The sequence below is a fragment of the Diaphorobacter sp. HDW4B genome, from assembly GCF_011305535.1.
GTDB lineage: Bacteria > Pseudomonadota > Gammaproteobacteria > Burkholderiales > Burkholderiaceae_C > Diaphorobacter_A.
In genome coordinates this window covers 2,457,216-2,472,089 of record NZ_CP049905.1, presented here as the reverse complement: position 1 = coordinate 2,472,089, position 14,874 = coordinate 2,457,216, and the positions used below count along the sequence as shown (strand labels likewise).

General features: G+C 62.9%; 10 protein-coding genes. 2 read left to right on the top strand and 8 right to left on the bottom strand.

What is annotated here, in order from left to right; translation table 11 throughout:
• Positions 1-56 precede the first annotated feature (56 nt).
• Positions 57-2,135, top strand: coding sequence for a flotillin family protein (locus G7048_RS11455; protein WP_166068261.1), 2,079 nt, complete (start codon positions 57-59; stop codon positions 2,133-2,135).
• A gap of 274 nt (positions 2,136-2,409) precedes the next feature.
• The gene (locus tag G7048_RS11450; protein WP_166068260.1) at positions 2,410-7,911 is read left to right on the top strand and encodes a DNA repair ATPase; all 5,502 of its coding nucleotides are present in this window, start codon (positions 2,410-2,412) and stop codon (positions 7,909-7,911) included.
• Positions 7,912-7,941: 30 nt separating this feature from the next.
• On the opposite strand, the gene G7048_RS11445 is transcribed toward G7048_RS11450, so the two are convergent.
• The 8 genes from G7048_RS11445 to gstA all read right to left on the bottom strand — a co-directional run bounded on the left by G7048_RS11445 (position 7,942) and on the right by gstA (position 14,699).
• Complete coding sequence (locus G7048_RS11445) at positions 7,942-9,057, bottom strand: alkene reductase (protein WP_166068259.1); 1,116 nt, start codon at positions 9,055-9,057, stop codon at positions 7,942-7,944.
• A 123-nt stretch (positions 9,058-9,180) separates the two neighbouring features.
• Positions 9,181-9,738 carry an NADPH-dependent FMN reductase gene (locus tag G7048_RS11440; RefSeq protein ID WP_166068258.1) on the bottom strand — a complete coding sequence of 186 codons (558 nt, stop codon included), beginning with the start codon at positions 9,736-9,738 and terminating at the stop codon, positions 9,181-9,183.
• A 106-nt stretch (positions 9,739-9,844) separates the two neighbouring features.
• Positions 9,845-10,837, bottom strand: coding sequence for a tripartite tricarboxylate transporter substrate binding protein (locus G7048_RS11435; RefSeq protein ID WP_240933249.1), 993 nt, complete (start codon positions 10,835-10,837; stop codon positions 9,845-9,847).
• A 37-nt stretch (positions 10,838-10,874) separates the two neighbouring features.
• Positions 10,875-11,444 (bottom strand): VOC family protein, encoded by a 570-nt coding sequence (locus G7048_RS11430; protein ID WP_166068256.1) that lies wholly within the window; start codon positions 11,442-11,444, stop codon positions 10,875-10,877.
• 23 nt (positions 11,445-11,467) lie between these two features.
• Positions 11,468-11,803 carry an NIPSNAP family protein gene (locus tag G7048_RS11425; RefSeq protein WP_166068255.1) on the bottom strand — a complete coding sequence of 112 codons (336 nt, stop codon included), beginning with the start codon at positions 11,801-11,803 and terminating at the stop codon, positions 11,468-11,470.
• Entirely contained in the window at positions 11,800-13,128 is a 1,329-nt protein-coding gene (gene fahA / locus G7048_RS11420; protein ID WP_166068253.1) for a fumarylacetoacetase, read from the bottom strand. The genes G7048_RS11425 and fahA overlap by 4 nt, the downstream gene beginning before the upstream one ends.
• Positions 13,125-13,880, bottom strand: coding sequence for an SDR family NAD(P)-dependent oxidoreductase (locus G7048_RS11415; protein ID WP_166068252.1), 756 nt, complete (start codon positions 13,878-13,880; stop codon positions 13,125-13,127). Before G7048_RS11415 ends, fahA begins: the two co-directional genes overlap by 4 nt.
• 213 nt (positions 13,881-14,093) lie before the next feature.
• Positions 14,094-14,699 carry a glutathione transferase GstA gene (gene gstA / locus G7048_RS11410; protein ID WP_166068251.1) on the bottom strand — a complete coding sequence of 202 codons (606 nt, stop codon included), beginning with the start codon at positions 14,697-14,699 and terminating at the stop codon, positions 14,094-14,096.
• Positions 14,700-14,874: the final 175 nt, after the last annotated feature.

The window sequence follows — 14,874 nt, the reverse complement described above, 5'->3', positions numbered from 1 at the left end:
GCACCGCTTTTTTTCTCGATTCTCGATTCTTGTTTTCACTGTGAGGGACTGAACCCATGAGCTTGAACTTCTCCGAGTGGTACATCGTTCTCGGCGTGACCGTTGCGGTCATCGTCATCCTGATCTTCGCCATGCTCGCCATGGTCAAGGCCTTCTACATCAAGGTCCCGCAAGGCACGGCGTTGATCATCAACGACACGACCTCGCAGCCCAAGGTGAAGTTCACCGGCGGCCTGGTGCTGCCCGTGATCCACAAGAAGGAGTTCATGCAGATTTCGCTGATCACGCTGGAGATCGACCGACGCGGCAAGGAAGGTCTGATCTGCAAGGACAACATGCGCGCCGACATCACCGTGGCCTTCTATCTGCGCGTGAACGAAACCTCGGAAGACGTGCTCAAGGTGGCCAAGTCGATCGGCGTGGATCGCGCCTCCGACAAAGTGGCCGTCAACGAGCTGTTCAACGCCAAGTTCTCCGAAGCATTGAAGACCGTGGGCAAGCAGATCGAGTTTGTGAAGCTGTTCGAGAACCGCCAGGATTTCCGCGACCAGATCATCCATGTGATCGGCAACGACCTGAACGGCTATGTGCTCGAAGACGTGGCCATCGACTACCTGGAGCAGACGCCGAAGTCCTCGCTCGATCCGAACAACATTCTCGATGCTGAAGGCATCCGCAAGATCACCGAGCTGACCGCCAACCAGAACATCGTGACCAACGAACTGGAACGCAACGCCGATCTGGCGATCACCAAGAAGAACGTCGAAACCAAGGAAGCGATGCTGGCCTTGGCGCGTCAACAGGCCGATGCCGAAGCCCGCCAGAAACGCGAGATCGCGACCATTCAGGCACGCGAGCAGGCCGAGACGCAGAAGGTGCAGGAGGAAGAACGCCTGAAGGCCGAGAACGCGCGCATCCAGACGCAGGAACAGCTCGACATTCGCGAAGAAAACCGCCAGCGCGAAGTGGCCGTGGCGCAGCAGAACCGCGAGCGCGCGGTGGTGATCGAAGTCGAAAAGGTCACGCGTGCGAAGGACCTTGAAATCGTCTCGCGCCAACGCGAAGTGGAGTTGCAGCGCATCGAAAAAGAAAAGGCCATTGAAGTCGAAAAGGCCAACATCGCCAACGTGATCCGCGAACGCGTGGCGGTGGAAAAGACCGTGGCGCAGGAAGAAGAACGCATCAAGGAAGTGCGTGCGGTCTCCGAAGCCGATCGCATGAAGCAGGTCACCGTGCTCACCGCTGAAGCGGCCGCTCAGGAAGAACTGGTGCGTCAGGTGAAGAAGGCCGAGGCCGACGAGATCGCATCCCGCCACAAGGCCGTGGAAGTGACGACGCTGGCGCAGGCGGAACTCGAAGCCTCCGCCAAGACCGCAGAAGCCAAGAAGAAGATGGCCGAAGCCATTGAAGTGGAACGTGCAGCGCCGGGTCTTGCCGATGCGAAGGTGCGCGAAGTGACCGCCGCCGCCATCGAGAAGGAAGGCATGGCGCAGGCCAAGGTGATCTCCGAGCGCCTGATTGCCGAAGCCAAGGGCGATCAGGAAAAGGGCCTGGCCCATGCCCGCGTGATCGAAGCGACGGCGGACGCCAACGAGAAGCAGGGTCTGGCCGATGCCCGGGTGCTGGAAGAGCGTCTGTTGGCACAGGCGCGCGGCGAGGCGCAGGTGGGCAACACCAAGGCGCTGGTCACACGCGAGGTGGGTACGTCCGAGGCCGACGTGCTGCGCGACAAGCTGTTCGCCGAGGCCAAGGGCCTGACCGAGAAGTTCACCGCGCTCGGCGGTCTGAACGATCAGGCGCGCTCGCACGAAGAGTTTCGCATGCAGCTCGAAAAGAACTTCGAGCAGGCGCTTGCGGCCATCGAAGCCAACAAGAGTGTCGCCAAGGACCAAGCCGAAGTGCTGTCGTCCGCGCTCAGCAAGGCCAACATTGACATCGTCGGCGGCGAAGGCGCGTTCTTCGACAATTTCGCCAAGGCGCTGTCGGTGGGCAAGGCGATCGAAGGCGTATCCGGCAAGAGCCCCATCGTGCAGGAGTTGCTCAACAAGTTTCTGAGCAGCAAGGGCGGGGTGTCGTCGCTGCTCGGAAACAGCAGCGGCAGCAACAACGACGGCAAGACGCCACCAGCGGCTTGAGGCAGATGACGGCTGGGCTTTCTGCGTCGATGGCTCATGAAGTGGGCGCGATGCAGAAGCCATGGCCACAACGGCAATACAGCCCTTGAGACGCGACGTCGCAGCCGCAGACAGTACACATGTACGGCAAGGCTGCGCAACAAAGTATCAAGGGCTGTATTGACGCCCATGCACGAATAACCAATCGAAGCCGACAGGCTTCGCCGCCAGAAGATGGACGCGCAACGCCATCACGCATTCAGCCTTCTGGCCAACGCGAAAGTTTGTGAGCTCTATGTCTCAAGCTGAACAGCCTTCTTCCGTCGTCGATCAGGCGGTCGCCAGTGGCGGCTCGTATGACGTGCTGGCCAAGCGTCTGGCCACGCAGGGCGAGACGCTGGAATCCCTCGTCCGCCAGCTCAACGAAGACCGTCTCGAAGAGTTCGGCCGCAGCCAGATGGAAGTGCTCGGGCGCATGCGTGTGCGCACCGAAAACAACTGCGTGGGCCGCGACATCACGCAGGTCGGAGACTACCTTCTGTTTGGCTACAACGTCTTCATGGGGCTCAAGCAGACCACGCGCGTGCAGGACGTGTTTGCGCTCTACAAGCTGGAAGAAGGCGAGCATGGCTACGACGTTGCTTCGGTCGATCTGAAGGACAGCTTTCTCGGCATCCAGAGTTTTGTGCAGGACTTCCAGGAGCTGTACGCCTACTACAAGAACACGCGGCTCATGCAACTCGCGGTGCGCGACAACAAGCTGCTGGCGAGCTTTCAGATCGGCGAGCGCATCACCGATGTGCGCGTGTTTCGCTGGTCGATCTCGCCCGATGGCAAGACCGTCAAATACATAGACAACCGAGGCGAGCGCGACATCGAGTTGCCTTCGCCGTTCGATTTCGAGTGGCTGCGCGCGGGCCGCGATCAACTGGTGCAGGGCCGTTTCTCGCACATGAACATTCTCGACAAGGTGTTTGTCGAGACGCTGGGCGGCACACTCACCATCAAGGTCGAAAACAACACCAACGATGGCCTCGGCATCTACAGCGAGCCGGTGATCGAAGCCAATCAGTCGCTTGACGATGCGGTGTTCGAATACGCGCAGGTCGGCAGCATGATTCTGCTGAAGATATTGCCGTACCGCGAAGAGCAGTGGCGCTATCTCATCTACAACACGCTCACGCGCCAGGTGCTGCGCATGGACGCGATTGCGGGCGCGTGCATTCAATTGCCCGACGACCACGGCATCATCTTTCCCGGCGGCTATGTGCTGCAGAACGGCGAGCATCGTTCGTTCGAGCAGAACATGCAGGGCATGCGCTACCGCCGCAGCATCCGCTCGCCCAACGGCGAGGATGTGCTCTACATCTTCTACGAACCGGGCAGCGGCCGCATGGCGCTGTTCAAGTACAACCTGATCGAGCGCGCGCTGCAGCCGCCCATCGTCTGCCACGGCTATGCGCGGCTCGAAGATGGCCGCATCGTGATCTTCGCGGCCGACAGCGACGAGGCCGCGCGCGTGCATCCCATGCAGATCTGGCGCACGCCGTTTGCATCGGAAGACTACGCCGCACGCCAGCCGCAGAAGGACAGCTTTCTGGGCCGTATCGGCAATGCGGAGCTGGTCAGCGGCATCTCCGATATCTACAGCGTGCGCAAGGAAATCGCTGCGCCCGAGGTGTCGCTCGCGCGTTATGAGCGGCTGATCGACACCACGCGGCTGCTGTTCGAGCGCCATCAATGGATCAACACGCCGCCGCTTGCCGCGATGAACGAGGTGCTGCACGGCATCGTCGCCACGGGCGATGCGGTGATCGACGAATACGAAAAGGTCGAGAGCATTCGCCAGGCGTCGTCGCGTGCGATGAGCGACGTGTCCACGCAGCATCAGGCCCTGCTCAAGCGCGTGCGTCTGAGCGACTGGACGACGGTGGACGAGCATGTCACCGCGCTCGAAGAACTGGCCAGGCTGCGCGGTCAGTTGATGTCGACGCGCGAGCTGCGCTATGTCGACACGGCGAACATCGACACCATGGTGACGGCGGTGAACGACGTGCAGGGCGAAGTGTCGCAGCGCACGGCGGCGTTCATCGCCACCGACGCCGCGCTGCAGCCCTATGTGGATGAGCTCAAGAAGCTCGACGAGCAGGCGCAGGCATCGACGACGGTGGTCCAGTTGAAGGAGCCGCTGGCCGAGATGACGCGCATTGCGACGGCGCTCGACATGCTCTCCGAATTGATGGGCGGCCTCAAGATAGACGACGCCACGCAGCGGACGCAGGTGGTGGATCGCATCTCGGCGATCTACTCGCGCCTGAACCAGGTGCGCGCACGTGCCGAGCAGCGTCGCAGCAGCCTGGGTAGTTCGGAAAACGTCGCGCAGTTTGCCGCGCAACTGGCCTTGTTCTCGCAGAGCATCGTCAACGCATTGGGCTTGTCGCAGACACCGGAGAAATGCGACGAGCAACTTGCGCGCTTGCTGGTGCAGCTCGAAGAAATCGAAGGCCAGTTTGGCGAGCACGAGCAGTTTCTGACGGACATCGTCGCCAAGCGCGAGGAGCTGCTGGAGACCTTCGAGTCGCAGCGCCAGTCGCTGCAGGACGAGCGCCAGCGCCGCGCTCAAGGCGTACTGGATGCGGCGCTGCGCATCGTGCAAAGCCTGCCCAAGCGCACCGAGAAGCTCACCAACAACGATGCGCTGCACGCGTTCTTTGCGGGCGATCCGCTGATCACCAAGTTGAAGGAGCTGGCGCAGCGCTTGCGTGCCGAGCTGTTCGATCCGGTGAAGGCCGACGACATCGAAACGCGCGTGAAGACGCTGCGCGATCAGGCGTTTCGTTCTCTGCAGGATCGCGCGGAATTGTTCGAGGGTGGCGGCAACGTCATCAAGCTCGGTCGGCACAAGTTCAGCGTCGGCAATCAGGACCTGGAACTCACGCTGCTGCCGCGCAATGGCGCGCTGTTTCTGCATCTGGTCGGCACGGAATATTTCGAGGCCGTGGACAGTCCCGAACTGGCGCAATTGCAGGCGTACTGGGATGTCTCCACGTTGGCCGAATCGCCGGAGTTCTATCGCGGTGAATACCTTGCATTGAGTGTCGTGCAGGCCGCGCGCAATCGCACCGATGGCTGGGATGACACGCGCCTCAAGCAGTTGGCCATCGACAACGCGGCGCTCACGCAAGCCATTCGCGAGTTCGCCGCGCCGCGTTATCGCGAAGGCTACGAACGCGGTATTCACGACCACGATGCGGCGCTGATCATTCAGGCGCTTTTGCCCCTGCGCGATGCGGCGGGCGTGCTGCGTTTCGGGCCCGATGCGCGTGCGCTGGCGGTGTTGTTCTGGAGCGAGCATGAGCGCATCCAGCAGCCGCAGTTGGCCGCCGCGATTGCGCAATGGCCGCGCCGCGCGCAGCATGCGCATTCCATGCAGACGCTGTTTGCGAGCGAGACCGAACTGCTGACGCTGCAGGCCGACATCGGCGCGCAGCTGCGTGGGTTTGCCGATGAACGCGGTGTGCTGGAGGTGTTCAACGAGCTGTCTGCGCATGGCGATATCGACGGATTGATTCGCGCGGCGGCCAACTATCTGCAGGCAGAGCTCGCGCAGAAGGCTTTGCGGTTTCACTTTTCGAGCTACGGCCAATCGGCGGTTGCCGCGTTGCAGACCGCGCTCAAGAGCGACACGCAGAACCCGACGCAGTGGGATGACATGCAGGCCTACTGGCGCGGTGATGACCGCCAGCATCGCAATCAGGCTGCACCGCTGGCCGAGCGCTGGCGCAGCGCGCTGCATTGGTTGCAGACGGCCTGCAAGGCGCTCAAGACACCCGAGGGCGATGCGCTGCTTGCGTATTGCGGCGAGGCCGCATCGTGGCTGACCTGCGCGAGCCATGTGCCGAACACGGTGAGCAATGTCGATCTGCGCGCGCCCGTGCAAGGTTTGCTGGGGCAGCATCCGCGCATTGCCAACGGCGCGATGACGCTGCAGATCGATGATCTGGGCATGCGGGCTGCGCACCATTTCCGCATTTTCGTGCCGCAGTTCGAGCGTTATCAGCAACTTCGTCAGCAGGTGCTCAAGGGCTACCGCGAACGCATTCGCGTGGAGGAGTTCAAGGCCAAGCCGCTGACTTCGTTCGTGCGCAACAAGCTGATCAACGAGAGCTATCTGCCGGTGATCGGCGACAACCTGGCCAAGCAGATCGGCGCGGTGGGCGAGACGCGGCGCACCGACCAGATGGGCCTGTTGATGATGATCTCGCCACCGGGCTACGGCAAGACCACGTTGATGGAGTACGTGGCGAGCCGCCTGGGCCTGATCTTCATGAAGATCAACGGCCCGGCGCTGGGGCATTCCGTGCGTTCGCTCGACCCGGCGCAGGCACCCGATGCGACGGCGGCGAAGGAGCTGGAAAAGCTGAATCTTGCGCTGGAGATGGCGAACAACGTGATGCTGTACATCGACGACATTCAGCACACGCATCCGGAGTTTCTGCAGAAGTTCATCTCGCTGTCGGACGGCACGCGCCGCATCGAAGGCGTGTGGCGCGGCCAGACCAAGACGCATGATCTGCGCGGCAAGCGCTTTTGCATCGTCATGGCGGGCAATCCGTACACCGAATCGGGCGAGGTGTTCAAGATCCCGGACATGCTCGCCAACCGAGCGGACATCTACAACCTGGGCGATGTGCTGGGCGGCATGGAGGATGTGTTCAAACTCAGCTACATCGAGAACAGCATGACGTCCAACGCCGTGCTCGCGCCGATGGCCACGCGCAGCTTGCAGGACCTGTATCTGCTGATCGACAAGGCGCAGGGCAAGGACGTGTCGAGCAACGCGCTGAGCCACGAGTATTCGTCGGCGGAGCTGCGCGAGATCGACGCCACGCTGCAGCGCATGCTCAAGGTGCGCGAGGTGGTCTATCGCGTGAACCAGCAGTACATCCAGAGCGCCGCGCAGGACGACAACTACCGCCAGGAGCCGCCGTTCAAGCTGCAGGGCAGTTATCGCAACATGAACAAGCTCTCGGAGAAGATCACGCCGGTGATGAACGATGCCGAGATGCAGCAGATGCTCGACGACCACTACCAGGGCGAAGCGCAGATGCTGACCACGGGTGCCGAAGAAAACCTGCTCAAGCTACGCGAATTGCGTGGTGCGCTGAATGCCGAGCAGTCCACGCGCTGGAACGACATCAAGGCCGAGTTCCTGCGCCAGAAGGCCATGGGCGGTGCGGGTGCCGATGCGGGCACGCGTGTGGCGTCGCAGTTGGTGGATCTGGTGGCGGCGACGCGCGATCTGGCGACGACGCAGCAGACCGGCAGTGCGCAGAGCCTTTCGCAGGCCGACAGGCAGGGGCAGTTGTTCCTGAAGCTCGGCCAGTTGCAGCAAGCGCAGGCCAAACAGTCGGCGAGCGACTGGGGTGATCTGCTGAATCAGCTGCAGAGCGCCCAGCGTGCGTCGGACGAGTCACTGCAGCGCATCAGCGAGGCGCTGGCGCGTTCATCGCAAGGTGGGCAAGGGGTGGGGGGCGTTGAGGCATCCGAGCGCGCTGTGCAGCGTTTGGGCGCTTTGGTGCAGTCGGCGATGCAGCCGGTGGCCGATCACCTGGAGCATTCGCGGCGTCAGCAGTTGGGCTTGCACCGCGTGCTCATGCAGGTGGCCACGCGCATGCAGGAGCAGATCGACGCGCTGCGCAAATCGGGCAAGCCCACGCTGCGCGCTGACGATATCGACAATGCGTTCAACACCATGGCGCGCGACGAGCTGGAGCAGCGCGAGAAGGACAAGTAGTCCTTTCGCGTTGCTCAGCTCGATGGGCCGTCAGGCGAGCTTGGGATAGTCGGTGTAGCCGTGCTCGCCGCCGCCGTAGAAGGTGTGCTGGTCCCATGGATTGAGCGGTGCCTTCTCGCGCAGGCGCTCGACCAGATCGGGATTGGCGATATACAGCTTGCCGAAGGCCACCATGTCGGCATGGCCGCTGGCAACGGCATGGGCTGCCATGTCGGCGTCGTAGCCGTTGTTGACCATCCATGCGCCCTTGCCGCCAGCCATGCGGTAGCTGTCCTTGAACTGGGCGTAGTTGAACGGGCGACCTTCGACCTCGCGTGGGCCGCCGGTCGCGCCTTCGATCACGTGGATGTAGGCCAGACCGAGTGGTGCGAGTTGGCGGGCCACGTAGTCGAACAGCGGCTGCGGGTGGCTGTCCACGATGTCGTTGGCGGGCGTGACGGGCGAGAGGCGGATGCCGACCTTGCCTGCGCCGATCGCATCGGCAATCGCACGCGTGACTTCAAGCAGCAGGCGGGCGCGGTTTTCGATGGAGCCGCCGTAGTCGTCGGTGCGCTGGTTGGCTCCATCCTTCATGAACTGGTCAAGCAGGTAGCCGTTGGCCGCGTGGATTTCCACGCCGTCGAAGCCTGCCGTTTCCACTGCGCTGCGGGCGGCTTGCACGAAGGAGTGCACGATCACCGGCAATTCCTTGGCCTGCAATGCGCGCGGTGCGGACACGGGCACGAAGCCTGCCTTGCCGGTGGCCTGGTCGATCACGTAGGTGCGGGTGTTGGCCTGCACGGCAGACGGTGCCACGGGTGGCAAGCCTTCGGGCAGCAGGTCCACATGCGAGATGCGGCCCACATGCCAGAGCTGCGTGACGATCTTGCCGCCGCGTGCGTGCACGGCATCGGTCACCTTTTTCCAGCCGTCGAGCTGTTCGGTGCCGTAGAGACCCGGCACGTCGGCATAGCCCTGTGCGAACGGGTCGATGGCCGTGCCTTCGGTGATCAGGAGACCGGCGCTGGCGCGCTGTGCGTAGTAGGTGGCGGTGATGTCGCGCGGCACGGCGTTGGGCGAGCGGTTGCGCGTGAGCGGCGCCATGGCGACGCGGTTGTGCAGATGCAGATCGCCAGCTTGAAGCGGGGAGAACAGAGTGGTGGTCATGAGGCCTTTTCTCTCTACAGGGACAGAAGGGATGGCCTCAAGATTAATCCGCTTGGAAGGGCCGTGCAGGGCGGCTGCACAAACCCTTTTTCGAAAAAGCCTTTCGGCTCTTGCGGACGGGGATCAGACCGCGTTGGCGCGTTGCTGGCGTTCGATCCATGCCTTGAAGGCCGTCATCTGCGCGGTGATGAACTGGCGGGTGAGTTCATCGGTGCACTGACCGTTGGCGTCGAACTTTTGATTGACGTTGCCCACGAAGATTTCGGGCTTCACCAGCACCTGAGTGTTCATGAACATCAGCACCTTGCGCAGGTCGTACTGCACGCGCGCGCCGCCCAGAGGGCCGCCGGTGGCCGAGAGAATCGCGATGGGCTTGTTGTTGAACGGCTGGTCTTCGCCGCGCGAAATCCAGTCGATCAGGTTCTTGAGCATGCCGGGCACGGAGAAGTTGTACTCGGGCGTGACGATGACCACACCGTCGGCGCGGCGAATGCGCTCGCGCACGGCGGCGACCGATTCGGGGAAGCCCTTGGCCAGCACGTCGGCGTTGAACGGCGGCACGGCGTCCCAGTCGAGCGTGCTGAGTTTCATGGGCGCGGGCATGCAGTCGCCTGCGAGGTTGAGCACCATGCGGTTGAACGATTGGCTGCGTTGGCTGCCGCAGATTCCGAGGATGTCCATGAGGGGTTCCGTAGAAAGTGAAGGTCAAAAAAAGCCGCCGTGGTCGCGCACGGCGGCTGATCGGATCGGCACGATTGTGCCGCGTGTGGAAAGTGGGTGCTGCTTCTCAGTCCTGCAGCGGAATGTTCACCTTGGTGATCACCTCGCGCCAGCGCTTGACTTCGCGCTCCACCATGCGGCGGAATTCGGCGGGCGTGCTGCGCGACGACATGCTGCCCGAGTCGAACAGCGTCTTCTGGATGTCGGCGCCGCGCAGGGCGGTGTTCACATCGGCGGAGAGGCGGTCGATGATGGCTTGCGGTGTCTTGGCAGGAGCCGCCAGACCCAGCCACGAGCGCACTTCAAAGCCACGCAGCACGGAAGACACCGGCGGCACGCCCATCATGGTCGGCCATTCCGCCGCGCTGGTGATGCCCAGAGCGCGCAGACGGCCCGATTTGATGTGCGGTGCGGCCACGGTCAGGGTGTCGGTCAGGATGTCCACGTCGCCCGCGATCACGGCCTGCACGGGTGCGCCGCCGCCACGGTAGGGCACGTGCACCAACTGCACGTTGGCGGTGGAGCCGAGCAGCTCACCGACCATGTGCTGGGTCGAGCCCACACCCACGGACGTGAAGGTGATGCGGCCCGGTTCCTTCTTGGCCATTTCCAGCAGTTCGGCCAGGTTCTTGGCCGGATGCTCGGCGCGCACGGCGACCACGAACGGGAAGGCCGACACGGTGGAGATGAACGAGAAGTCCTTCACCGGGTCGTAGGGCAGCTTCTTCTTGAGCGCGGCGGACACGGTGTGTGCGCCCGTGAGCATGACGAGGTTGTAGCCGTCCGGTGCGGCCTTGGCGACGGCATTGCTCGCGATCACTCCGCCCGCGCCGCTCTTGATGTCGACTACCACGGGTTGTTTGAGCGACTCGGAAAGCTTCTGCGCGACGAGGCGCGCCACCACGTCGGCATTGCCCCCGGCACCGAAGCCGTGGGTCAGCGTGACCGGATGGGTGGGGTAGCTTGCCTGTGCCCAGGAGAGGGACGGCGCTGCCAGGGCAGCAGCCCCGGCAGTCAGTACATGTCGACGCGAAAACGAGGAGGAACGTGTGCTTGGCAAGAGAGTCTCCTTATGTGCCAATTGAAACAATTCGTACTTACACTGATTCTGCCTCGTCTTTGCGTGCGTACCCGGTCTGGGAGCCGTAAAGAAGGGCCCTTTGGGACCAGTCATGTGTCTGATTCCACAGGGCGAGAACTTCGGGTGCCTCTTTCTCGAAAATCCGGTATCTCGATGGCTCGCAAGTGCGCGCGGTCAGTTCCAGACGATGGCCCGAGGGGTCGAAAAAGTAGATCGAGGTGATGAAGTCGTCATGGTTGGTCGGGCCGACCACCGTGACGCCCTTGGCTTCCAGATCCTGCTTGGCCTGCAGCACGGCGTCCAGGTTTTCCACCTCGAACGCGAAATGTTGGATCCAGCCGGGCGTGGCCGCATCGCGACCGGACAGCTCACCATCGTCCTTCGGACATTCGAAAAAGGCGATATTGGAGCCGTCTTCCATCTCGAAGAAGATGTGGATGTGCGGGCTGTACTTGCCGGTGGAGGGCACATGGTCCTCGCCCATCGCGTGCGCGAACTTGAGGCCCAGCACCTCGGTGTAGAACTGCACGGTCTCGGCTGCGTCCTTGCAGCGAAAGGCGGCGTGGTGGAGTTTCTTGCAAAGCATGTTCGGTCTCCGGAGGGTGGCGTTCAGGCCGCCTTGGGCTCGTTCCACATCGGTGTGAAGAACGGCGCCGGGTTGAGGAATTTCGACTCCTGGCTTTGCAGCAGCGGCAGCATCTTCGCCACGTACTTCTGCCAGTCGGGATCAGCCGCGAGCTGCGTGCGCAGCTCGGCGCGCTCGTTCAGATCCTGGTACGCCCAGAGGTGCACGATCTGGTTGAGCGGGCCGGTTTCGGTCGTGTAGTACCCCACCATGCGACCGAGGATGCGATGCTGGATCGTCAAGCCCTCGGCCTGGTAGAGCGCGAGGTAGTCGCGCCATTTGCCGGGCAGGGCGGTGTAGGTGCGCTGCTCGATGATCATGATGGCTTGTGGGCTGGTAGCAGCGTGCCGGTGCAGATGCCGAAGCCGATCGGCACATGGCCGTCGCGCTCGCAGCGGCCACGGAAGATCACCTCGTCGCCGTCTTCGAGGAAGGTGCGCTGCTCGCCGGTGGCGGAAAGCAGCATCGGCTCTGCGCCGCCGCGCGTGATCTCCAGCAGGCTGCCCAGCGCATCCTGGCTGGCGCCGGACACTGTGCCCGAGCCCATCAGGTCGCCTGTGTCGATGGCGCTGCCGTTGCTGCTGTGGTGCGCCACCATCTGCGCAAAGCTCCAGTACAGCAGCTCGGTGTTGGAGCGCGAAAGCGTATGCGCGGGCGCGTCGTTCTCGCGCATTTGGGCCGTGCGCAAGGTGGCGTCGATGCGGATGTTGAGCGCGCCGCTGCTTTGGTCGGCTGCGTCGAGCAGATGCGGCAGCGGTGCCGGATCTCCCTCGGCGCGCGTGAGCACGGCCACGCGGAACGGTGCGAGCGCCTCGGCCGTCACCACCCAGGGCGACACGCTGGTCGCGAAGCTCTTGGCGAGGAAGGGGCCGAGCGGCTGGTATTCCCAGGACTGCACGTCGCGCGCGGACCAGTCGTTGAGCAGCGAGAAGCCGAAGATGTGATCCCAGGCATTGGCCACGCTGACCGGCTCGCCATCGCGCGACGAGGTGCCGATGTACATGCCCAGCTCGACTTCGTAGTCCAGCCGTTTCGCGGGCGCGAAAACGGGGGCTGGCGCGTCGGCGGCCTTGAGTTGTCCCCACGGGCGCTGCACGCGGTCGCCGCTCACTCGGATGCTGTTGGCGCGGCCGTTGTAGCCCACGGGAACGTACTTGTAGTTGGGCAGCAGGGGCGCGTCGGGACGGAACAGGCGACCGGCGTTGGTGGCGTGGTGGATGGACGCGAAGAAGTCGGTGTAGCCGGCGATCTTCACGGGCAGAAGCAGCTCGGCGTTGCTCATCGGAATGAGCGCCGAAGACAGCACCGCACGGTGTTCTTCATTGCCCGCCGCGAGCAGCCTGGACAGCGCGCCGCGCAGGGCGGAAGCGGCCTGATTGCCGAGCGCCATGAGCGCGTTCAGCGTCGATTCTGCGCAGGCATCTGCGGCTTGGCGGGCATCGCCCGTGAAGAGCTGCAGGCAGGCGCTGATGTCCAGAATCTCGTCGCCAATGCCCACGCCGCAGCGCGCGGCTTCCTGCGTTCCCTGCGTGCGGAAAACGGCAAAAGGCAGGTTCTGGATCGGGAAGTCCGTGCCTGCGATGTTGGCGCTTTCCACCCAGCTGCGCAGTTGCGGATCGTGCGTTGCGTTCAGGCTGATCGTCACAGGACATGTCCTCCGTCGATCACGATGCGCGTGCCCGTGGAGGTGCGCAGCAGTGCCGCGCAGGCGACGACCGAGTCGGCCACGTCTTCGGGCGTGACCACGCGGCCCAGAGGCGTCTTGGCGGCCTTCTTTTCGATCTCGTCACGGCTGCGACCGGCGACGAAATCGGTGTCCACCGAGGCGGGCGAAACGCACAGAAAACGCACCGGGCCAAACGCACGCGCGAGCGACATGGTCAGCGTGTCGAGCGCCGCCTTGGCCGCGCAATACGCCATGTTGCTGCCGTTGCCGGTGAAGGCCGACACGGACGAAACGCTCACCACCACGGCGTTGCTGCCGCTGACCTTGAGCAGCGGCATCAGCGCGTGCACGACGGCATAGGTGCCGCCCACGTTGGACAGCAGGATCTCGTTGAACAGCGCGGGCGTGAGCGTGTCCAGATCGCTGTGCGCGATGCGCTGCGTGTAGCCAGCGGAGTTCACCAGAATGTCCAGACGCCCAAATCGCTCCTGCAGCCACTGGGCCGCCGCCGCGTGCGTGGCCGCGTCGTCCAGCGTGATCTGCAGCGTGTGATGTTCGCCTTCGAGCGACGCCCGCAGCGCCTCGGCGCGGTCCTTGCCCGAGTGGTAGCCGATGACCACGGTGGCGCCTTCACGCGCCAGAGCGCGCACGGTGGCCGCGCCAATGCCATTGCTGCCGCCGGTGACGAAGGCGATCTTGCCGGACAGGCGGGATGTCAGTGTTGAGTTCATGTTCAGCGAAAGAGCCTGTCCGTTGGACAGAGGTCCTTGATTGGGAAATGAAATTGATTGTTTGGGATGTGCGGGCGAGCGTCTTTGGGCTGTTCATTAAATGAACATGGATGAGTCCGGGGTTGGCCCATCCAAAAGAACCTGCCAAAAGAAAAACCGGCGCTCCTGCCTGAGCAGGAAGCGCCGGTTCTTGGCTTGGCGTAAGAGGGCGATTTACTTGATCAAGCCCTCAGCCTTCATCGCCTCGATCACCGCAGGGCGTGCGCCCACGCGTGCGCGGAATTGGCCAAGGTTGGCGAAGCCGGAGATGTCCACACCCGTCAACGCGGCCCAGTTGGTCACGGTGAACAGGTAGGCATCGGCTACGGTGAATTGGTCGCCCAACAGGTACTGCTTGCCAGCGAGTTCGCTTTCCACGTACTGCAGGCGACCGATGATCTTGTCGCGAGCACCGTTCTTCACGTCGTCGGAAGCCGAACCAAACAACGGGCCGAAGTTCTTGTGGATTTCTGTGCCGATGAAGGTCAGCCACTCTTGCAGCTTGTAGCGCTCCCAGGTGCCGTTGGCGGGGGCGAGCTTCTTTTCCGGAGCGAGGTCGGCCAGATATTGAACGATGGCCGGTCCTTCGTGCAGACGCTTGCCGTCGTCCAGCTCCAGCAGCGGAACATAGCCCAGCGGGTTGATCGTGTAGAAGTCGGTGCCGTCCTTGAGCTTGTGGGACTTGGTGCTGGCCAGCACGGGCTCATATTTCAGTCCGGCTTCCTGCAGCACGATGTGGGGGGACAGGGAGCAGGCGCCGGGGGAGTAGTAGAGCTTCATGGTTGAACTTTCTTCGTCAGTCAGGGAGTGAATGAAACGTCGAACGAACATGCTATACCGACTTGAACAGGTTTGCAGGGGCAGGCATTCTCGCGGATGGAATGCCCAATTGCTTAAATTTTGTGCAACTCAAATAGGCACTCAACGCGACTGTTTCACGTGAAACAGCAAGCCA